Here is a 20,250-nt window from a genome sequence, read left to right as displayed (position 1 = left end):
ATCGGGGCGCCCAGGCAATCGATCATCGTCAAAGCGGACTAGTGCTGGCGCGCCCTGGGCGCTAGTCCGTTGAGACGATGCCGGTGGCCGCCGGCGTGACCATAGTCGCTGCCATCGACAGCCCTGAGAAGGAGAGACCGTCATGAGCATCCTGCAGCGATTCCGAATCGACGGCGGCGTGGCCATCGTCACCGGCAGCGGCCGTGGTATCGGCCGGGCCATCGCCCTGGCCTATGCCGAAGCGGGCGCCGACGTGGTGTGCGCTGCCCGTTCGCTGGACGATGTGCAGGCGGTGGCCGAGGAAGTGCGCGCCCTGGGCCGCAACGGCCTGGCCTTCGCCTGCGATGTCAACGACGCCGAGCAGCGCCAGGCGCTGGTGCGCCAGAGCCACGAGCACCTCGGGCGCATCACCCACCTGGTCAACAATGTCGGCGGCGGTGGCCCCAACGACCCACTGGGGCTGAGCCCGGAGCAGTTCGACGAGATCCTGCGCTTCAACGTGTCCAGCGCCTACGCGTTCTGCCAGCTGTGCGTGCCGCTGATGCGCGACGCCGGCGGCGGCAACATCGTCAACATAAGCTCGGTGGCGGCGCGCTACTCGCAGCGCCACTTCAGTGCCTACGGCACGGCCAAGGCGGCCCTCAGCCACCTGACCCGCCTGCTGGCCCAGGACTTCGCGCCGCAGGTGCGGGTCAACGCGGTGGCCCCCGGCCCGACCCTCACCGCCGCGCTGAACAGCGTGATGCCGGCGGCCATGCGCCAGGCCATGGCGGCCAACACCCCGCTCAAGTGCCTGGGCAGCCCCGAAGACATCGCCGCCGCCGCGCTGTACCTGGCCTCGCCGGCGTCGGCCTGGGTCACCGGCAAGATCATCGACGTCGACGGTGGTGCCGACGCCAGCGTCTGGGTCGGCTGACCTGCCGTTTTCTCAAGCCGGCCAACCTTTTGCTCGGGCCGGCTTTTTTTATTCCTGACAGTGAGACTCCAGCCATGGACGCCCATCTGATCACCGCACTCGGCAACGAGCTGTTCGCCGCCCTGCGCGGCCGCCATACCTTGCAACCGCTGACCCGCCGCTACCCGGAACTGACCCTCGACCAGGCCTACCGCATCTCGCTGGCCTTCCTGCAGCGTCGCGAAGCCCTGGGCGAGCGCGTGGTCGGCAAGAAGATCGGCGTGACCAGCCGCGCCGTGCAGGAAATGCTCGACGTGCACCAGCCGGACTTCGGCTTTCTCACCGACGCCATGCAGGTCGAGGATGGCAGCGAGGTCAGCCTGGCCCGGCACCAGCTGATCCAGCCGCGCGCCGAAGGCGAAATAGCCTTCATCCTCGGCGAAGACCTGCACGGCCCGGGCATTACTGCCGAGGACGTGCTGGCCGCCACGCAGTGGGTGATGCCGTGCTTCGAGATCGTCGATTCGCGCATCGACAACTGGCAGATCCGCATCCAGGACACCGTGGCCGACAACGCCTCGTGCGGCGTGTTCGCCCTCGGCACGCAACGCCTCGACCCGCGCACGCTGGACCTGGCCAAGGTGCAGATGCAGCTGCTGAAGAACGGCGAGCCGGCCGGCAGCGGCCTGGGCTCGGCGGTCCAGGGCCACCCCTGCGCGGCGGTGGCCTGGCTGGCCAACACCCTGGGCGAGCTGGGCATCCCGTTCCGCCGTGGCGAAATCATTCTTTCCGGCGCCCTGGCGCCACTGGTGCCGGTGACTGCCGGCGACCGTATCAGCCTGAGCATGAGCGGGTTGGGCCAGTCCAGCCTGCGCTTCGTGCCCTGACCCTTGCGTGGAGCGTTGAACATGAGCAAGAAAATCCGATGTGCGTTGATCGGGCCGGGCAATATCGGCACCGACCTGCTGTACAAACTCAAGCGCAGCGAAGTGCTGGAGCCGGTCTGGATGGTGGGCATCGATGCCAGCTCCGAAGGCCTGGCGCGGGCCCGCGAACTGGGCCTGAAAACCACCGCCGACGGCGTCGACGGCCTGTTGCCGCACGTACTGGATGACAACATCCAGATCGCCTTCGATGCCACCTCGGCCTACGTGCATGCGCAAAACAGCCAGAAGCTCAACGCCCTGGGCGTGCTGATGATCGACCTCACGCCAGCGGCCATCGGCCCCTACTGCGTGCCGCCGGTCAACCTCAAGGCCAACCTCGGGCTGGGGGTGATGAACGTCAACATGGTCACCTGCGGCGGCCAGGCGACCATCCCGCTGGTGGCGGCGGTATCGAGCGTGCAGCCGGTGGCCTATGCCGAGATCATCGCCACTGCAGCGTCGAAATCGGTGGGCCCGGGCACGCGCAAGAACATCGACGAATTCACCCGCACCACCGCCAGTGCCGTGGAGCAGGTGGGCGGCGCCCGGCAGGGCAAGGCGATCATCATCATCAACCCGGCCGAGCCGCCGCTGATCATGCGCGACACCGTGCACTGCCTGACCGACGACGAGCCGGACCAGCCGGCGATCCGCGCCGCGATCGAGGCGATGATCGAACAGGTGCAGCGCTACGTGCCGGGCTACCGGCTGGTCAACGGCCCGGTGTTCGACGGCAAGCGCGTGTCGATCTTCATGGAGGTGGAGGGCCTGGGCGACTACCTGCCGCGCTACGCCGGCAACCTCGACATCATGACGGCGGCAGCGGCGCGTACTGCCGAGTTGTACGCCGAAGCAATCCTCAAGGGCGAGCTGCTGCTGCGCCCTGCCCCCACTGCCCTGGCCTAAGGAGCCGACCATGGACCTCAACGGCAAACGCATTACCGTACATGACATGTGCCTGCGCGACGGCATGCACCCCAAGCGCCACCAGATCAGCCTCGATGAGATGCAGCGCATCGCCTGCGGCCTGGATGCCGCCGGGGTGCCGCTGATCGAGGTGACCCACGGCGATGGCCTGGGTGGCAGCTCGGTCAACTACGGCTTCCCCGCGCACAGTGACGAGGCCTACCTGTCGGCGGTGATCCCGCTGATGAAGCAGGCCAAGGTCTCGGCGCTGCTGCTGCCGGGCATCGGCACGGTGGAGCACCTGAAGATGGCCCACGGCCTGGGCGTGAGTACCCTGCGGGTGGCCACCCACTGCACCGAAGCCGATGTCAGCGAACAGCACATCGCCCATGCCCGGCACCTGGGCATGGACACCGTGGGCTTTTTGATGATGGCGCACATGAACAGCCCCGAAGGCCTGGCTACCCAGGGCAAGCTGATGGAAAGCTACGGCGCCAACTGTATCTACCTGACCGATTCGGCGGGCTACCTGCTGCCGCACCAGGTCAGCGAGCGGGTGGCGGCGATGCGTACCGCGCTGCGCCCGGAGACCGAGATCGGCTTCCATGGCCACCACAACCTGTCGATGGGCGTGGCCAACTCGATTGCCGCGATTGCCGCGGGCGCCAGCCGTATCGACGCGGCCTGCGCAGGGTTGGGCGCCGGTGCCGGCAATACGCCGATGGAGGTGCTGGTGGCGGTGTGCAAGCGCATGGGGATCGAGACCGGAGTGGACGTGTTCGCCATCCAGGACGTGGCCGAGGACCTGGTGGTGCCGATCATGGACTTCCCGATTCGCAGTGACCGCGATGCACTGACCATGGGCTATGCCGGGGTGTATGGCTCGTTCCTGCTGTTTGCCAAGCGGGCCGAGCAGAAGTATGGGATTTCGGCGCGGGAGATCCTGGTGGAAATGGGCCGGCGCGGGATGGTTGGCGGGCAGGAGGACATGATCGAAGATACCGCGATGACCCTGGCCAAGCGCCGGGCCTGAGGGGTGCGCGGGGGGTTGGCTTGAGAGTTGTGGCGGCGCTCGATTTCCGCACCACTGCAAATCTCAAGCGCACACCCCGCGCATACCACAATCACCGCCAGTCGGCGACGATCCCATGCTCCAAGGCCAAACCCTGCGCCGCCACCGTCCGCCGCTGGTACTGCGTCGCCTGCGGGTCAGTCGCCAGCCACAACATCACCGCCGCTGGCACCTCGGGCGGTGCGCTGCCAGCACGCAAGGCAATCACCCCCTGCTCACCAATGGTCACCTTCAACGCCTCGGTGGTCACCACCCCAGGGTTAAGGGTATAGGCACGAATCCCCCGCTCGCCCAGCTCGGTCGACAAAATGCCCGACAGCCGCGACACCGCCGCCTTGCCAGCGCCGTAGGCATAGCCCCAGCCGCCTTTGTCCGCCGCCACCGGTGGGTCGCTCTCGCCTGCGCCGGAGGTGACATTGATCACCACCCCGCCACCCTGCCCCAACATGCGTTGCACCACGGCCTGGGTCAGCAGCAAGGGCGTGAGGATGTAGCCCTTGAACATCCGCTCCAGGGTGTCTGGCTGCAACGCCAGGAAGGTCGAATTGAGGTCGCTGCCCTGGTAGATGGCATTGTTCACCAACACATCGATACGCCCGAACTCGGCCAGCACCGCCGCACAGGCCTGCTCGGCCGTGGCGCTGTCGAGCAGGTCCATCGGTACCACCAGGGCACGAGCACCCAGCGCCCGGACCGCCTCGGCGGTGCCATTGAGGCTGCCGGATAGCGGCGCACCCGCGGCATCGCGCAGGGCGTGCTGATGCTGCTCGCCCTCCTCCAGCGTGCGTGCACTGATCGCCACGTCGTAACCGGCACGGGCAAACGCCAGCGCCGCCGCCCGGCCGATGCCACGGCTGGCACCGGTAATGAAAGCCACTTTATTCATAAGGGATCCTTGTCAGAAACGCGGCGCACGCACCATCGCGTCCATGCCGCCATCAATGAACACCACGCTGCCATGGATGAACTGTGCCTGCTCGGACTGCAGGAACGCCACCAGCGTGGCGATTTCCTCAGGGCGCCCGGCACGCCCCAGCGGCGCGACGAACTCACGCACCGCCTTGCCAAAGCGCGCATCATCCAGCGACGCCTGGTGCAATGGGGTCTGTACCGCGCCCGGCGCCACCACGTTCAGGCGCATGCCACGCTGGCCCCAGGCCGAGGCCAGGCGCCGGGCATGGTGGGTGATGGCATATTTGGAACAGGCGTAGGCCACATGCAGCTGGCCCAGGCCATTGGCCAGGCCCAGTGCCCGCGCTTCGTCGCCGTCGAGCATGGCGCTGGTCATGGTCTGCTGGTCGGCACCTGGATGGGTGGCGGCCACCGAGCCGATCACCAGCGCCGCCGGGTTGCGCCCGCGTGCCAGGGCGCCCTGCAAACCTTCGAGCAACTGGCTCACGCCAAAGTAGTTGACCGCCAGGATCAACCCGCAGGACGGTGCGGTCACGCCAACCCCGGCGCAACAGACCAGGCCATCGAGCACCCCGCCGCTGCGTTCGAGCACCTGCGCAATGGCCGCCGCACGCCCTTGCGCAGTAGAAAGGTCGGCCACCACCTCGGCATCGGTGCGGTCGATGCCGATGACTTCGTGGCCCGCCGCGCGCAACGCCGCGGCAACGGCGGCACCAATGCCCGAGGCACTGCCACTGATAGCTGTAACAGACATGATCGATCTCCAGGATAGGTCGGTGCAGTATCGGCACAAGGCCAGGGCGCCAGCATCGTCCTTGCGGACTACGGCTGGCGCCCTGGCCGCGCCTCAGGCACGGCGGGCCACGGCCAGTTGCGGCAGCGGCACCTTGAGGCGCTCGGGCGCCTTCAGTGCCACCTTGGGCTTGCCGAGGGCGACCACGCTGTTGAGCAGGATGCGCACCAGCTCGGTCTGCCGGCGCACGCCGGTCTTGGAGAAGATCGAGCGCAAGTGCGCCCGTGCGGTGTTGCGGCGGATGTTCAACTCTTCGGCGGCTTCCTCCAGCGACAGGCCGTTGGCCAGCTCCATGGCCAGCGCGGTCTCGGCGCGGGTCAGGTTGAACAGTTGCTTGGTCACCACCTCGCTGGCCAGCGATTTGCTCGCCGCATCACGGATGTACACCAGCGCCGCCGGCTTGCCGCGCTCGTCGGCCCAGTCCAGCGAGGGGATCGACTCGACCACCAGGCCGAGGTTGACCAGGCCCGAGGGGCGGGTCACCGACATCGCTTCGGCGCCCTTGGGCGCATCCGCGGAAAACGCTGCGCGAATCAGCCGCTGCAGCTCGCGGTTGTCGCTCGGGTAGGTCGCCTCCAGGCGCCCGCCCACCAGCTTCAGGCCGTCGGCGCTGGCGAGGATCTCCTGGGCCACCGGGTTGACCCGCAGCACGCTGCCGCTCTCGTCCAGCACCAGGGTGGCCACCGACAGGCGGCTGATGGCCTGGGAATAGAGCTCGCTGAGCGATTCGCTGCGGTCGAGCAGGTTGTGCATCTGCAGGGCCCGGCGCAGGTGCGGCAGGAACATGCCGCACAGGGCACGCTCATCGGCCGAGAAATTCGGCTCGCGCCTGGAGCGGGTGATACGAAAACGCAGCTTGCCGCCATCGGGCGTGGAAATGTCGGCGCCCATCACGTGGAACACGTCCTGCTGGCTGCAGAACATCTTGAAGTAGGCGCTGCGCTCCCACTCGGCCGAAGTCATCACATCGTCGACCGTGAACACCTGGTCCGGCGGCAGGTTGGTAAAGGGTGTGTTGGTTTGCGGGTAGGTCATGTAGGTGACGTCACCGGCGCCATCGATGTCGCCGGAGATGATCATCACACCCATGTCCGGCTGGTCTGGCACGCGCAGGATCAGGGTGGCGTAGTTGGCGGCGTACAGGGTGCGAAAGCTGGTCAGCGCGTGGGCCATCAGCTTGGGGTCGAGGGCGCCTTCGTAGACTTCACCGACCAGGCGATCGAACGTTGCCAGGTCGCAGCCGAGTCTGGCCAGCGCATCATGGGTCAAGACAGCTTTTTCCACAGTCTTCTCCTCGCTCGGGCAGGCATTGGCCTCCCCTTCTTATTTTTATTTGGCGATGTGTCCGCGGCCCAGTCTCGCTGGCCGCCCTGGCGCCGACAATAGGGGCGCCAGGGTTTATTTCGTATCAGCCAATGTCTCCTGTGCTTTGGCCCGCCAGCACTGGCCTTGGCGCCGCCTGCCGGGCGACCAGCGGTCGCCCCCGGTTGAACCAGGCCGCCAGCGCCGGGAGCAGGAATATCGCCCCCAGCACATTGACCAGGAACATGAACGACAGCAGCACGCCCATGTCGGCCTGGAACTTCAATGGCGCGAACGCCCAGGTACACACGCCGATCGACATGGTCAGGGCGGTGAACACCGCTGCGGTGCCGCGCTGGCACATGGCCCGGTAGAATGCTTCGCGCAGGTCCGCGCCAGTAGCCATCTCGTGCTGGATGCGCTCGTACAGGTAGATGCCGTAGTCCACCCCGACCCCGACACCCAGGGCCATCACCGGCAAGGTGGCGACTTTCAGGCCGATACCGAGCATGGCCATCAGCGCGTTGCACAGGATGGCGACGATGGCCAGGGGCACGAGGATGCACAGCACCGCCCGCAGCGACAAGAAGGTCAGCCAGCAGAACAGCGCCACCGAGCCGAACAGCGCCGCCAGCATGGTCACTTCGGCGCGCTTGACCGCCTCGTTGGAGGCCGCCATGACCCCGACGTTGCCACCGGCCAGCAGGAAGTCGACCTTTGGCGTGTGTACATCGGCGATGATCCGCCGCGCTTCGCCAATGGCATGGCTGATGGTGGCGCCCTCGTGGTCGGCGAGAAACACCAGGATCTGCATCTGCTGGCAGCCTTCGGTGACCAGCCCGTCATCCGGCATGTAGGCCCGCGCACCCTGGCTCAGGCCACGGGCCGAGCCGGGGATGGCCGCCCAGCGCGGGTTGCCTTCGTTGTTGCCAGCGATCACCCGCTTGCCCATGCCGGCCACGCTCTGCACCGACTGCACGCCACTGACTGCACGCATGCGGAAGTCGAAGGCCTCGACCGCGCGCATCACCTCTGGCGACAGGCAGCCTTCCTCGACGCCCTTGACCTCGACGAACACCGACAGCACATCCAGGCCGATCGAGTAACTGCCGATGATCCGCGCATTGTCCTGGTTGTAGCGTGAGTCGCCGCGCAGCTCCGGCGCCCCGGCGCCGATATCACCCACCGCCAGCTCGCGGGCCTTCCAGGCGCCGCCCACCAGCAGCGCCAGGCTCACGGCGAACACCACCAGCGCCGGGCCCGGTTCGGCCAGCGACGACAGCCGCCACCACAGGCGATGGCGCCCGGCCTCGCGGGCCTGGGCCCGCAGCAGCGTGGCAGGCTCCAGGCGCAGCCAGGAGAGGATGATCGGCAGCATCAGCTTGTTGGTGATGATCATCAGCATCACCCCGATGCAGGCGGTGACCCCCAGCTCATGCACGATGGGGATGTCGATCAGCATGATCACGGCAAAGCCCAGGGCGTTCATCAGCAAGGCCAGCGAACCGGGGATGAAAATCTTGCAGAACGCCGAATGCGCCGCCTGCCGGGCGCTGGCCCCGGCCACCACGTCCTGCTTCCAGGCATTGGTCATCTGCACCGCATGGGACACGCCGATGGAGAAGATCAGGAACGGCACCAGGATCGACATCGGGTCGATGCCCAGCCCCAGCAGCGGCAACAAGCCCAGCAGCCACACCACCGGCAGCAGCGCCACCACCAGCGCCACCAGGGTCAGGCGCCAGGAACGGGCGTACAGCCACAGCAGCAGCGCGGTGATGACAAAGGCGATGACGAAGAAGCCGATTACCGTGTTCAGGCCTTCCACCACATCGCCGACCAGCTTGGCAAAGCCCACCACGCTGATCTCGATGTCGTCGCTGGCGTATTTCTGGCGCAACGCCTCAAGCCGTTTGGCGACCTCGACATAGTCCACCGCCTTGCCGGTCTGCGGGTCGATGTCCTGCAGGTCGGCACGCACCATTGCCGACTTCAGGTCGTTGGCGATCAGCCGGCCAATCTGCCCGGAGGCCGCGGCGTTGCTGCGCACCTGGGCCAGGTCGGCGGCGCTGCCATTGAAGCGTGGCGGCACCACCACGTCGCCGTAGAAGCCTGCCTCGGTGATTTCGATGTAGCGCACGTTGGCGGTGAACAGCGAAGTGACACTGGCGCGGTTGACCCCGGAAATGAAGAACACGTCATCGGTGACCTTGCGCAAGGTGTCGAGAAATTGCGCGTTGTACAGGTCGCCCTCGCCCTTCCAGCGCACGCTGACCAGGAAGCGGTTGGCGCCGGTGAAGTACTGGCTGAAACGCAGGAAGTTGACCATGTAGTCGTGGCGCACCGGGATCTGCTTGTTGAAGCCCGGGTCCAGCTGGGTGTGGGTTGCGCTGTAGCCCAGGCCCAGGGTCAACAGCACGAACAGCAACAGCAGGCCTTTGCGCCCCTTCATCAGCGCCTGGGCAGTGGCCTCGACACAGCGCACGGTTCGGGTGTCTGCTCTTTTCATGGTTTGCCTCTTATTTGCCCAGCGTGGCGAGGTTGCCCGCGCTAGCGTCGAAAACCCCTTGCTCACCGCCCAGCAGCAGCCGTGAACCCACCATTACCGCCGAGGTCAGCGTGCCGTGCCCGGCCAGGCGCGTAGCGCTGGCCAGTTCGCCACGCCCGTCCAGGCGCACCAGCGAGCCGCCGGCACCGACGATCAGCAGGCCACCGCCCGGCAGGCGGGTGTGGCCGTACAGCGGCAGCGCGTTGCCGACCTCCAGCTGGCGCCAGTGCTCGCCGAAGTCGTGGCTGACGAACACATGCCCGCGCATGCCGTAGGCCACCCAGTCGTTACCGCTCAGGCGCACGATGCCGAACAGCGAGCCGCTGTAGAACGCCGGCAGCGCCTGCCACTGCCCGCCGCCATCGTGGCTGCGCAGCACCAGGCCCTGCTCGCCGACCAGCATGCGCCGGCCGTCGTCGCCACCGTCCATGCCGTTGAGATGGGCGCTGTCGATGTTCAGTGCCAATGGCTGCCAGGTCGCCCCGGCATCAATGGACTGGTAGAACTTGCCGAAGCTGCCGTACGCCAGCACCCGCTCGGCACCGGCCGCCCACACGCCCAGCAGCGGCTCGCCGAGCTGGTCGTCGTGGCGTACCTCGTGCCAATGCTGGCCAGCATCGTCGGAGCGCAGGATCCAGCCGTCATGGCCGACCGCAAGCAGGCGCTGGCGGTCGAGGGCTACCAGGGCGGTCAGGGCGACCTCGCGTTGCGGCTCGACCAGCGCCGGCTGCCAGCTGGCGCCCTGGTCGTCGCTGAACAGGATGCTGCCGCGCTCGCCCACGGCCAGCACGCGGGTGTCGAGGTCGAGCAACGCGTTGACCTGCACCCGGTCGGCACGCAGGGGGTCGGCGGCGGGAGCAGCTTCGGGGCGGGGCAGGAAGGTAAAGACGATGGTCAGGCCGACGAACAGGCAGACCAGGTAGCCGATCACCGAGCGCATGGGCATGGCTCCTGATCGAGGGGCAGGTACAACGCAGCCATGGAGCCGTTCCTCTTGTTCTTGTCCGGCGGGGGGCATGGGGGATAGTCGGTCGGGGGCGGTCGGGAAACATCGTCCAAATGGCTTAAGGTTTGTCGGAATCTCCAGCCGTGCGCTGTACCTTGTGGGAGCCGCGCTTGCCGGCGATGGGCCGTGAAGCGGCCCCGGCAATTTATGCAACAACCTTGAAATCGTGGGGCCGCTTCGCAGCCCATCGCCGGCAAGCGCGGCTCCCACAGGTACAGCGCGTGCCTTGAAGCCATCCAAGCATCAACGCTGGTAGAGGATCACCAGGTCGTTGATCACCGAAGGCCGCTCCTGGCCAACCACATGGGTGTTGATCTCCAGCGTCAGCTGCGTACCGCGCTGGTTCAACTCGACCGCCTTGACCCGGGCCCTGGCATGAATGCGTGAGCCGGCCGGCACCGGCGCGGGGAAGCGCAAGCGGTCGGAGCCGTAGTTGATCTGCGTGGTAAAGCCGGTGATCTCGAAGCCCAGCGCCAGCTTCAGCCGCGACTGCAGCACCTGCACCAGCGCGCCGTGGGCGATGGTGCCGCCGAACGGGCTGCTGCGCCGGGCCCGCTCAGGGTCGGTGTGGATCCAGTAGTCGTCACCCGAAAGCTCGGCAAAGGCATCGATCAGTGCCTGGTCCACCAGCAGGCTGTTGCTCCAGTCGCTGTACTGCTCGCTGACCAGGGCCTGCAGCGCGGCCTGGTCCTGGCAGTCGACCTGCAAGCGGCTATCCGGCGCCTCGGCAGGCGCTACCGCCTCGACCAGCGGCGGTGCTTCCAGCGCTGTGGCGTCCTGCGCAAGGCCAGTGAAGCGCAGCAGCCGGGTACCCTTGCCATCGACCTCGGCAAACACCGGCTGCAACGGCATGCCAATGCGGATCTGCTCTTCCTCCAGGCCCACCAGGGTGGTGTTGACCCGCACCCCTTCGGCCAGCTCCACCACCGCCAGCTTCTGCGGCATTTCATCGATGAAATCCGGCAGGGTCGGAATGCGCGTCAAGGTGTAGCTGTACAGCGTCGCCTGGCCGCTCACCTCACGCCACGCCGGGTCCGGCGCCAGGCAGGCCGGGCAGTGCCGGCGCGGGTAGAACAGCCACTGGGCACAGGCGCCACACTGCTGCACCAGCAGGCGACGGGCCTTGAGCCCTTCCCAGAACGGCGCGGAGATTTCGGTCGCCACGGGCATCGGTTTGTTGTTCGACATGATGGTCATGCTCCCTGAAGAATCAATGCGCCCTGCTCGCTCATCACGCCACCGGTACCGGAGACGTAGACGCTGTCGCAGCGCTGCAACTGGCGTTCGCCCGCAGCCCCGGCGATCTGCGTGACCGCCTCGATGACCTGGGACATGCCGCCGGCCGAGCCGGCCTGGCCAAAGCTGAGCTGGCCGCCATGGGTGTTCATGGGGAAGTCGCCGCGCCAGGTCAGGTCGTGTTCGCGGACAAACGCCATGCCCTCGCCCTTGCCGCAGAAACCGGCGTCTTCCAGGGTCAGCAAGGCGGTGATGGTGTAGCAGTCGTAGATCTGCGCGGCATCGACATCGGCAGGCTTCAGCCCGGCCATGGCGAAGGCGCGGCGCGAGGCCGGGCCGATCGGTGTGTGCACCATGTCCTCGGCGTAGGTCGGCGACTTGAACGCCAGGTGCTCGCCAAAGCCTGTGATGTACGCCGGGCGTTTGCGCGCACGTGCTGCCAGTTCCTTGTTGGTGATGATCAGCGCCGCGCCGCCGGCCACCGGCATGACGATCTCCAACACGTGCAGCGGGTCGGCGACCCTACGGCTGGCCAGCACCTGCTCCACGGTCAGCGGCTGGCCGTAGAACATCGCCTGCGGATTGGCCTGGGCGTTGGTGCGCTGGTCCACGGCGATTTTCGCCAGGGCCCGTGGGTCGTAGCCGAACTGCGAGGCGTAACGCTGGGCGATCATCGCGTAGCCGGTGTTCTGGCCCATGTGCCCGTAGGGCAGGTCGAACTCCGCTTCCGGGGCGCCGAACGCCGTGCTGTGGCCGCCAAAGCGCATGGCTCGGGCCATCCAGCCTGGGTCCTCGTCCGGCCCCAACGGTGCCATGCGCGCCGGCAGCACGCACAGCACCGCCTGGCACAGGCCCAGTTCGATGGCGGCAGCGGCGCGCCAGACCATGCCGACCGAGGTACATCCCCCCAGGTCGACCACTTCGGCGAAGTTCAGCCGCAGGCCGAGGTATTCGGCGGCCATGGCCGGGACGAACACCGAGGCTTCGTGGAACTGCGGCCCGTTGATCACCAGGCCGTCCAGGTCCGAGGCGTGCAGGCCGGCATCGCGCAGGGCCTGGGCGGCCAGGTCGGCGACCTGTTCGAGGTGGAACATCTTCGGTGCCGTGGCGTACTTCTCTGGCTTGTACTGCGCGGTACCGACTATTGCTGCGTGGCCTTTGAGCCCCATGGTGCCTCCATGCCGGCGCGCGCAGGCGCCAGCGTTGTCAGGTGATCGGTCAGAAGGTGTATTTCAACGAGAAGGTGGCGTAGTCACGGTCGGCGTATGGCCGCTTGATCGGGTCGGGCGAGCCGAGGTAGCCGACATAGGTCAGCGCGGCCTCCAGGTTGCCCAGGTACTTGAAGGTGGTGCCCACGCTGATGCGCCGGTCACCCTGCACGCCGGAAATGCTCCCTGACATGGGCGTCGAGCCGCTGAACACGTTGGAGAAGCGCACCGGCACCTCCAGGTCCCAGCCCTGGAACACCCCCGGGTAACTGAACGATGCACCTACGGTGTAGGCACTGGCATCCCGCGTGCGCCAGCCGGTCGCGGTCTTGTAGGTGTAGTTGTCGGACGCCGCTACCAGAGGTGCCAGGCTCGGCAGCAGCGCCACGCCCTGCAGGTTGCCGGCTGCGGAGGTGGCGTCGACGCTGTCGACCTTGACGTGGATGATCTCGCCGGTGAGGGTGGTCTGGCTGGCCCATGGCCGGTCGCCCAGCACGCGCATGGCCGAGAGCTGGAACTGCTGGCCCTTGCCGCGCGCCGGAGTCGGCCCGAGGCCGGTGTTGACCATCACCGGGGCGCCGTCGCGGTACGACCATTCGCCGCCGATCTGGGTCTCGCCGAGCTTGGTCGAGGCGCTGATACCGGTGAGTTTGATGTCTTCGAAGTACTTCACCCGGTAGCCGTTGGCGGCGAAGGCGAACAAGCCGCCACCCACCGGCACCGGGCTGTAGCCGACCAGCGCGGTGGCCGGGTTCTTGTCGTGGTAGTTGACGTGGAACAGCGACAGTTCCAGCGCCGGCACCGGCCGGTAGCGCAGCTGCACGCCCCACTGGCCACTGTCGCGAGGCTCGTCGGTGCCACGGTACGGCACATTGCCGGTCGGCGTGATGAGGAACTCGCGGCCCGGGCCGATCACATCGGTGCCCGACAGGTAGCTGCCCACCGGGGCCAGCTCGGTGCCTTTCCACTCGTACTGCATGTAGGCGCCGAAGGTGAACTGCGGGTTGAAGCGGTACGAGGCCGACACCTGGCCCACCGGCAGCAGCACTTCCTTGACCTCGACCCCGGGTTGCGCGGCCTTGACCGCGTCTGACGGGTTCTGCACGCCGTTGACCCCGGGGTAGTACAGGCTCTCGCCCCAGGACTCGATATGCCGCCCGGCCTTGACGTCGAGCATCGAGTCGTTGTCGAACCGCCAGCCACCGAACACGTAGGCATCCAGCAGGCGGGTACGGCCACCGCTGTAGTACTTGGCATCGCTGGTGAACTCGTCGTTGTCGCCGGTCTTGTTGACGGTGGCCGGCGAGTTGTTGTCGTTCTTGCGGTGGTAGACGTCGTCGTAGAAGGTACTGGCGCGCACCACGGCGCCGTAGTTGTCCATGCGCATGATCATCTCGCCCAGTGCACCCAGGCGGTTGGTGGTCAGGCTGCCCTGGTTGAAGTTGCGGTCGCCGTCGTCGGCGTTGACGCCCATCAGGCGGTCGCTGGGCTTGGCCAGGCGCACGCCGATGCCGTAGCTGGTGGTCACCGACCAGTCGAGGGTGGCGCCATTGTCGAACTCGATGGTATCCCCCGCCCAGGCCGACGCCGATGCCAGGGCAATCGCCGCCGTCAGGCCGGCCAGCGGCAAGCCGCGGCAGGCAAGGCCAGTATCGTTATTGTTGTTCTTGTCGATCACACGGACTCTCCTGAAGGGCAGCCGGCTGGCTGCCTGGAATGGTCAACGTTGCCGTCGGGCCGGGCGCGGCTGCGGGTTGCCCCGGCGTGCCACGGCGGTAGCGGTAGTGCGCCTGGTACAGCTCGCGTACCAGCAGCCCTTCGGTCATGAGGTAGTTGGCATGGGCCAACGTTTCGCCAAGCGCCATCAGTTCGTCGAAACGACCTGACAGCTTGGGGAACAGCACGGCCATCAGCTCGAGCGCGCTGCGTGGCGCGTCGCAGCTGGCCAGCAGCTTGGCCAGCTGGGCCTGGTGATGCGCCTGCAACTGGTCCAGGCGCGCGTGCAGGTGGTAGAACGGCCGCTCGTGGGCCGGCAGCACCAGCACGCTGTCGGGCAGCCTGCGCAGGTGTTCGAGCGAGGCCAGCCAGTCGCGCAGCGGGTCGGCCTCGGGTTCGGTGGCATGCACGCCCACCGTCGGGGTGATGCGTGGCAGCACCTGGTCGCCGGCGATCAGCAGGCTGCCATCCTCGGCATACAGGCAGGCATGCTCGGGGGAATGGCCGCGCCCCACCACCACGCGCCACTGGCGATTGCCGATGGGCAGGCGGTCGCCATCACGCAGGCGCCGGTAGCTGTTGAAGTGCAGCGGGCGGAAGTGACCGCTCTGGATCAACCGGTATAGCTCGTCGATCTGCGCGTCGTTGAAACCCGCCTTGGCATGGAAGTCGTGGAAGTCCCAACCCGGCGCCTGCCCCGCGGGCACCGTGACGTACAGCGAGCGGTACTCGCTGGCGGTCATGTAGATCGGGCAGCGGTAGCGTTCGGCGAGCCAGGCGGCGACGCCGGCATGGTCGGAGTGGTAGTGGGTGCAGATCACCGCCAGTACCGGCTGGCCGGCGAACAGCCCGGCAAACACCTGCTCCCAGGCGGCACGGGTCTGCTCGGTGTTCATGCCGGTGTCCACCACCACCCAGCCGTCGCCATGGCGCAGCAGGTACAGGTTGATGTGGTCGAGGCGGTACGGCAGCGGCATGCGCAGCCACCACACGCCGTCGGCCACCTCGCGCCATTCGCCACTGCCCTGTGCCTGCGGCCAGGGGTAGCGCAAGCCACTGGCCAGTTCGTGCCCATCGGCGTTGAGCTCAGCCATGCTGGCCACCGCTGAATGCAGGCAAACCAACCTGGGCCAGCATCTCCAGTGAATAAGGCTGGTAAGTGGCACTGCTTTCGTCGCGGATGAACAGCGGGTCGGCGCAGGCTTGCGGGCAGTAGCCCTGGCGCTGCAGGTCAACCTTGCGCAACTTGAAGGTGCTGGTCAGGTCCGCTGCCGCACTCACCCGCACGAACAGCGGCGCGGCATAGCGCGGCAAGCGTGCCTCGGTCAGCTGGTAGAACGCCTGCGGGTCGAACACTTCCCCGGGCTGCATCAGCACCGCGGCCATGCCCGCCCTGCCCTCGTGCTCCGGCACCTGCACGCCATAGACGTTGATCAGCTCAAGGCCCGGCAGGTCGCCGAGGGCGTCGGCCACCTCCTGGGTGGAGACGTTCTCGCTCTTCCAGCGGAAGGTGTCGCCAATGCGGTCGACGAAATAGCAGTAGCCATCGGCATCCTCGCGCAGCAGGTCGCCCGAGCTCCACCAGGCATCGCCGGCCTGCAGCACATCGCGGCGGATCTTGCTTTCGGTGGCGGCAGCGCAGGTATAGCCCTCGAAACGGCCGCCGCCGATGTCTGGGTGGTCGACGATGAAGCCCATCGCCTCGCCCACTTCGCCGACTTCACATAGCTGGTAGAAGCCGTTCTCGTCGCGCGGGTGGCACTCGTTCTCCACGTCATAGCGCACCAGGCGCAGGTTGGTGCGGTTCCAGTCCGGCACCCGGCCGCAGGAACCGAGGTAGTTGTCGACGTTGATCAGGTTGGTGTTGGCTTCGGTGGCGCCCCAGCCCTCGAACACCTGTAGCGGGCCGAACCGCTCGACCCAGCGTTGCCAGGCCTCCGCCGACAGGCCGGCGCCGAGCATGCAGCGCAGGCTGTGCTCGCGCTCCCCGGCCTGGACCGGGCGGTTGAGCAGGTAGCGGCAGATTTCGCCGATGTACTGGAACACGCTGATGCGATGGCGCGTCACGTCGTGCCAGAACTCGCGCACGCTGAACTTGCGCCGCACCACGATGCTCGCGCCCACGCGCAGCGCTGTGGAGGTGACCGAGGTGGCGGCCGCGCCGTGGTACAGCGGCAGGCAGCAATAGAACACATCGGCGGCTGTGGCCTGCAAGGTCACTTCCATCACATCGCCCGAGGACATCCAGCGCATATGGCTGTAGCGCGCCGCTTTCGGCAGGCCGGTGGTGCCCGAGGTGAAGATCAGCAGGGTCGGCGCCTGAGCCTCGATGGGCGCACGCAGCGCCCGCGGGAAGCGGCTGCGCGGCACGGCGGCGAGGTCCTGGGCGAACGTGGTGTCGATTCCGGCTGGCAGCTCACCCGCCCATGGCTGTTCGGCGTCATTGACCAGCCACAGCGGCAGCGGCGGCAAGCCTTCGGTCGCCTGCAGGTTGCCCAGGCACTCCTCGCCGACCACCAGGGCCTTGGCGTTGGTGGTCTGCAACGCATGCACCAAGGGCTTGCCGGCCACCTGGGTGTTGATGAACGCCACCACCACGCCGAGTTTGACCAGGCCGAACCAGCAGGCGAAGAACGCCGGGCGGTTCTCCATGGCCAGGGCGCACACGTCACCGGGGCGCAGGCCGCGGGCCAGGCAGGCATGGGCCATCTGGTCGGCCAGGCGGTCGACTTCGGCGTAGCTCAGTACCTGCTCGCCATAAATCAGGAACGGCCGTTCGCCTTGGCGATCGGCCTGGGCTTCCAGGCGGTCGGCCAGGGTGTAAAGGTCACGTGGCTTGATCTGCGCGCTGGCAGCGCTGCGCAGGTCGAGCAACGCTTGGGTCTGTGCGCGGCTGACTGGCTGCTGGGTCGGGAGGTGCAACTGTTGAGGCAGGTTCATTGCGCCACCTCCGTGCTGGCCTGCCAGCTGGGGTAGTCGCTGTAGCCGCGTGCCCCCGAGGTGTACAACGTCTTGCGGTCGAAGCCTGCCAGGGGCCGCCCGTGGCGCAGGCGCTCGACCAGGTCCGGGTTGCCGATGAAGTGGCGGCCGAAGGACACCGCTGCGCCCTCGCCGGCCGCCAGCGCAGCCTGCGCCGAGGCACCATCGAAGCCATCGTTGAGGATCAACGCCTGGGCGCTGTTGCTGCGCGCCAGGGCGAAGGCATCGAGCCCCGGTACCGGCGAGCGCATGACATGCAGGTACGCCAGGTTCAACGGCGCCACTGCCGCACACAGCGCCGCACTGGTCACGGCCGGCTCGTGGTCGTCGATGTCGTTGTACGGGTTGCCGGGGCACAGGCGCAGGCCGACCCGGCCCGCACCGATGGCGCCCGCCATGGCTTCGAGCACTTCCCTGGCAAAACGCACGCGGTTCTGCGCATTGCCACCGTAGGCATCGTCGCGCTGGTTGCTACCGGCAGCCATGAACTGCATGGGAAGGTAACCGCTGGTGCAATGCAGTTCGACGCCATCGAAGCCCGCCTCGCGGGCATTCAGCGCGGCGCGGCGATAGTCGTCGATCACCTCGGCGATGCCCTCAAGGGTCAATGCCTCGGGCATCTCGGCGTCGACCATGCCGGCTGTGTCGCTGAACAGCTGGGTGCGCGCACGGATCGCCGAGGGCGCCACCGTGGCGGCGCCGAGCGGCTTGTTATGGTGGCTGGCAGCGCGCCCCACGTGCATCAGCTGCAGCACGATGCGCCCCCCTTCGCCGTGCACGGCACGGGTCACCTGGCGCCAGGCCGCGACCTGTTCGGCGCTGTAGATGGCCGGGGTGCGGCAGTAGCCCAGGCCGCTGGCCGAAGGCGCGGTGCCCTCGGCCACGATCAGCCCGGCGCTGGCCCGCTGGCGGTAGTAGGTGACCATGTCGCTGCCCGGCACACCTTGGCGGTCGGCACGGCTGCGGGTCATCGGGGCCATGACGATGCGGTTGGCCAACTGCAGGTCACCCAGCCGCACAGGCTCGAACAAGATGCTCATTTCAGCTCCTTCACTCTTCTTGTTGCCGGTGCGCAAGGGGCGCGCGACACCGGAGATGAGCTGAATGATTCACCCTGGCCAGGTGCGAAACATCGTCCGTCGAGACTAGTCCTGCAGTGCCCGCTGCAAGGCTGGCCAAGGCCATGGTCCAACAGCGAAACTGGTCTGAACAGACGATGAAATCGCGCCGCCATGCGCCGAGCATCGTGCGCACCTAAAACAAGAAGTGGAGCTGTGCTGTGAACCCATCCCCTCCCGTGACCTGGCGTACTCACTACGCCTTGCTGGTGCTGGCCAGCATCTATGTTTTCAACTACATCGACCGCCAGCTGATGGCGATCCTGATCGAGCCGGTCAAGCTCGAGTTCGGCATCTCCGACACCGGTATCGGGCTGCTTTCAGGGGTCACCTTCGCGGTGTTCTACACGGTGTTCGGCCTGCCCCTGGGGCGGCTGTCGGACCGCATCGGGCGCAAGCCGGTGATTGCCTTCAGCTGCATGGCCTGGAGCCTGATGACCATGCTCTGTGGCATGGCCGGCAGCTTCTTCACCCTGGTGCTGGCGCGAATCGGCGTGGCCATCGGTGAAGCCGGCGGCACTGCGCCGTCGGTGGCGATGGTCTCCGACCTGTACCCGCCGCAACGCCGCTCCACCGCCCTGGCGGTGCTGATGCTCGGTTCTAGCCTGGGCGCCATCGTCGGCCTCGGCCTGGGTGGCTGGATTGCCCAGCAGCATGGCTGGCGCTATGCGTTCCTGCTGATCGGCGCGCCCGGCATCCTGCTCGGCCTGTTGCTGTTGCTGACCGTGCGCGCACCCAAGCCCCTGCGGCTGCAGCAGGCCAGCGCCGCGCCGGCCGAAAGCTGGCTGCAGACCCTGGGCGAGCTGCTGCGCATGCCGTCGTTCCTGTGGCTGGTGCTGACCGGTGGCGCAGCGGCCATCGCTGGCTATGCCATTGGCACCTGGAGCCCGAGCTTCCTGATCCGCTCACACGGGCTGAACATGCAGCAGGCGGGTTTTCTGGTGGGGGTGATCGGTGGCAGCGGGTCGACCATCGGCACCCTGGTGTGCGGCATGCTCACCGATAGGCTGGCCCGGCGTGATGTGGGTTGGCAGATCGGCGTGCCGTTGTTGGGCACGCTGCTGAGCATTCCGTTTGCCCTGGCCTACTTCCTGTGGCCGCAGGGGACTGCCTTTTACATTGGCGACACACCGGTGCCCCAGGCGTTCCTGTTCTATAGCGCGTTTGGCTTCTTTGGGGTGTGGTGGGCGACGCCGTGCCTGGGCGCGATTACCCACCTGTTCCCGGCCACTCGACTGGCCCAGGCTACGGCGATCTTCGTCATGGCCATGACCTTGCTGGGGGTTGGCCTGGGGCCGTTGTTGATCGGGATGCTCAGTGACCTGTTCCTGCCAAGTTTGCAGGGGGAATCGCTGCGGTATGCGTTGGCGGCTTCGGTGGTGTTGCTGGTGCTGGCGGCGGTGTTTCTGGCAGTGGCTTTGCCGCGGTATCGGGCGCAGATCAAGGGGGTGGCTAGCGGCAAGGTGGTTGGCGCGGTGGCGGTGTAGGGGCTGGCGCTCCCACAGGATTATCACAATATTCCTGGCGTACGGTGTAGTGGGGGGAGCCGCGGTTGCCGGGGTTGGGCCGCAAAGGGGCCCCGGAAATTTATGCAAAAACCTTGAAATCGTGGGGCCGCTATGCGGCCCATCGC

The 20,250-nt window shown here is 67.1% G+C and carries 16 protein-coding genes; 5 read left to right on the top strand and 11 right to left on the bottom strand.

Annotated elements, in window-relative coordinates; all coding sequences use genetic code 11:
- Positions 1 to 142 precede the first annotated feature (142 nt).
- From ABE528_RS26380 to dmpG, 4 genes are all read left to right on the top strand, one after another.
- The gene (locus ABE528_RS26380; protein WP_346654526.1) at positions 143 to 916 is read left to right on the top strand and encodes a glucose 1-dehydrogenase; all 774 of its coding nucleotides are present in this window, start codon (positions 143 to 145) and stop codon (positions 914 to 916) included.
- A 74-nt stretch (positions 917 to 990) separates the two neighbouring features.
- A complete protein-coding gene (locus tag ABE528_RS26375) occupies positions 991 to 1,782 on the top strand; it encodes a fumarylacetoacetate hydrolase family protein (RefSeq protein WP_152959206.1) in 792 nt (263 codons plus the stop codon).
- Between the two features lie 21 nt (positions 1,783 to 1,803).
- The gene (locus ABE528_RS26370) at positions 1,804 to 2,727 is read left to right on the top strand and encodes an acetaldehyde dehydrogenase (acetylating) (protein WP_152959207.1); all 924 of its coding nucleotides are present in this window, start codon (positions 1,804 to 1,806) and stop codon (positions 2,725 to 2,727) included.
- 10 nt (positions 2,728 to 2,737) lie between these two features.
- Positions 2,738 to 3,760, top strand: a complete 1,023-nt coding sequence (gene dmpG, locus ABE528_RS26365; protein ID WP_346654525.1) for a 4-hydroxy-2-oxovalerate aldolase — start codon at positions 2,738 to 2,740, stop codon at positions 3,758 to 3,760.
- Between the two features lie 91 nt (positions 3,761 to 3,851).
- On the opposite strand, the gene ABE528_RS26360 is transcribed toward dmpG, so the two are convergent.
- The 11 genes from ABE528_RS26360 to ABE528_RS26310 form a co-directional block, all read right to left on the bottom strand.
- Complete coding sequence (locus ABE528_RS26360) at positions 3,852 to 4,685, bottom strand: SDR family oxidoreductase (RefSeq protein ID WP_346654524.1); 834 nt, start codon at positions 4,683 to 4,685, stop codon at positions 3,852 to 3,854.
- A 12-nt stretch (positions 4,686 to 4,697) separates the two neighbouring features.
- Positions 4,698 to 5,465: an SDR family oxidoreductase gene (locus ABE528_RS26355; RefSeq protein WP_346654523.1), complete on the bottom strand. Its 768-nt coding sequence runs from the start codon at positions 5,463 to 5,465 to the stop codon at positions 4,698 to 4,700.
- Between the two features lie 93 nt (positions 5,466 to 5,558).
- Positions 5,559 to 6,788: a helix-turn-helix transcriptional regulator gene (locus ABE528_RS26350; RefSeq protein ID WP_346654522.1), complete on the bottom strand. Its 1,230-nt coding sequence runs from the start codon at positions 6,786 to 6,788 to the stop codon at positions 5,559 to 5,561.
- 124 nt (positions 6,789 to 6,912) lie between these two features.
- Positions 6,913 to 9,258, bottom strand: a complete 2,346-nt coding sequence (locus tag ABE528_RS26345) for an efflux RND transporter permease subunit (RefSeq protein ID WP_346654530.1) — start codon at positions 9,256 to 9,258, stop codon at positions 6,913 to 6,915.
- A 67-nt stretch (positions 9,259 to 9,325) separates the two neighbouring features.
- Positions 9,326 to 10,294: a YCF48-related protein gene (locus tag ABE528_RS26340; protein ID WP_346654521.1), complete on the bottom strand. Its 969-nt coding sequence runs from the start codon at positions 10,292 to 10,294 to the stop codon at positions 9,326 to 9,328.
- A 309-nt stretch (positions 10,295 to 10,603) separates the two neighbouring features.
- Positions 10,604 to 11,548 carry an OB-fold domain-containing protein gene (locus ABE528_RS26335; RefSeq protein WP_152954378.1) on the bottom strand — a complete coding sequence of 315 codons (945 nt, stop codon included), beginning with the start codon at positions 11,546 to 11,548 and terminating at the stop codon, positions 10,604 to 10,606.
- A 5-nt stretch (positions 11,549 to 11,553) separates the two neighbouring features.
- Entirely contained in the window at positions 11,554 to 12,765 is a 1,212-nt protein-coding gene (locus ABE528_RS26330; protein WP_152954377.1) for a thiolase family protein, read from the bottom strand.
- Between the two features lie 49 nt (positions 12,766 to 12,814).
- A complete protein-coding gene (locus ABE528_RS26325) occupies positions 12,815 to 14,482 on the bottom strand; it encodes a DUF1302 family protein (protein ID WP_346654520.1) in 1,668 nt (555 codons plus the stop codon).
- Complete coding sequence (locus ABE528_RS26320; protein ID WP_346654519.1) at positions 14,460 to 15,614, bottom strand: MBL fold metallo-hydrolase; 1,155 nt, start codon at positions 15,612 to 15,614, stop codon at positions 14,460 to 14,462. The genes ABE528_RS26325 and ABE528_RS26320 overlap by 23 nt, the downstream gene beginning before the upstream one ends.
- Positions 15,607 to 17,460: a long-chain-acyl-CoA synthetase gene (locus tag ABE528_RS26315; protein WP_346654518.1), complete on the bottom strand. Its 1,854-nt coding sequence runs from the start codon at positions 17,458 to 17,460 to the stop codon at positions 15,607 to 15,609. Before ABE528_RS26315 ends, ABE528_RS26320 begins: the two co-directional genes overlap by 8 nt.
- Positions 17,457 to 18,539 carry an alkene reductase gene (locus tag ABE528_RS26310; protein WP_346654517.1) on the bottom strand — a complete coding sequence of 361 codons (1,083 nt, stop codon included), beginning with the start codon at positions 18,537 to 18,539 and terminating at the stop codon, positions 17,457 to 17,459. Before ABE528_RS26310 ends, ABE528_RS26315 begins: the two co-directional genes overlap by 4 nt.
- A gap of 239 nt (positions 18,540 to 18,778) precedes the next feature.
- Between ABE528_RS26310 and ABE528_RS26305 the strand changes: the two genes are divergently transcribed.
- Positions 18,779 to 20,104: an MFS transporter gene (locus ABE528_RS26305; RefSeq protein ID WP_346654516.1), complete on the top strand. Its 1,326-nt coding sequence runs from the start codon at positions 18,779 to 18,781 to the stop codon at positions 20,102 to 20,104.
- The last annotated feature ends 146 nt before the right edge of the window (positions 20,105 to 20,250 follow it).

The sequence above is a fragment of the Pseudomonas sp. TWI628 genome (assembly GCF_039673865.1).
In the GTDB taxonomy this organism is placed as follows: domain Bacteria; phylum Pseudomonadota; class Gammaproteobacteria; order Pseudomonadales; family Pseudomonadaceae; genus Aquipseudomonas.
The sequence above is the reverse complement of the archived record's forward strand: the minus strand, read 5'-3'. Positions and strand labels throughout refer to the sequence as shown.

What these genes read in the sequence shown, in the direction of transcription:
- ABE528_RS26380 (WP_346654526.1), top strand. Translation starts at nt 143, where the DNA reads ATGAGCATCCTGCAGCGATTCCGAATCGACGGCGGCGTGGCCATCGTC.
- ABE528_RS26375 (WP_152959206.1), top strand. Translation starts at nt 991, where the DNA reads ATGGACGCCCATCTGATCACCGCACTCGGCAACGAGCTGTTCGCCGCC.
- ABE528_RS26370 (WP_152959207.1), top strand. Translation starts at nt 1,804, where the DNA reads ATGAGCAAGAAAATCCGATGTGCGTTGATCGGGCCGGGCAATATCGGC.
- dmpG (WP_346654525.1), top strand. Translation starts at nt 2,738, where the DNA reads ATGGACCTCAACGGCAAACGCATTACCGTACATGACATGTGCCTGCGC.
- ABE528_RS26360 (WP_346654524.1), bottom strand. Translation starts at nt 4,685, where the DNA reads ATGAATAAAGTGGCTTTCATTACCGGTGCCAGCCGTGGCATCGGCCGG.
- ABE528_RS26355 (WP_346654523.1), bottom strand. Translation starts at nt 5,465, where the DNA reads ATGTCTGTTACAGCTATCAGTGGCAGTGCCTCGGGCATTGGTGCCGCC.
- ABE528_RS26345 (WP_346654530.1), bottom strand. Translation starts at nt 9,258, where the DNA reads ATGAAGGGGCGCAAAGGCCTGCTGTTGCTGTTCGTGCTGTTGACCCTG.
- ABE528_RS26340 (WP_346654521.1), bottom strand. Translation starts at nt 10,294, where the DNA reads ATGCGCTCGGTGATCGGCTACCTGGTCTGCCTGTTCGTCGGCCTGACC.
- ABE528_RS26335 (WP_152954378.1), bottom strand. Translation starts at nt 11,548, where the DNA reads ATGTCGAACAACAAACCGATGCCCGTGGCGACCGAAATCTCCGCGCCG.
- ABE528_RS26330 (WP_152954377.1), bottom strand. Translation starts at nt 12,765, where the DNA reads ATGGGGCTCAAAGGCCACGCAGCAATAGTCGGTACCGCGCAGTACAAG.
- ABE528_RS26320 (WP_346654519.1), bottom strand. Translation starts at nt 15,614, where the DNA reads ATGGCTGAGCTCAACGCCGATGGGCACGAACTGGCCAGTGGCTTGCGC.
- ABE528_RS26315 (WP_346654518.1), bottom strand. Translation starts at nt 17,460, where the DNA reads ATGAACCTGCCTCAACAGTTGCACCTCCCGACCCAGCAGCCAGTCAGC.
- ABE528_RS26310 (WP_346654517.1), bottom strand. Translation starts at nt 18,539, where the DNA reads ATGAGCATCTTGTTCGAGCCTGTGCGGCTGGGTGACCTGCAGTTGGCC.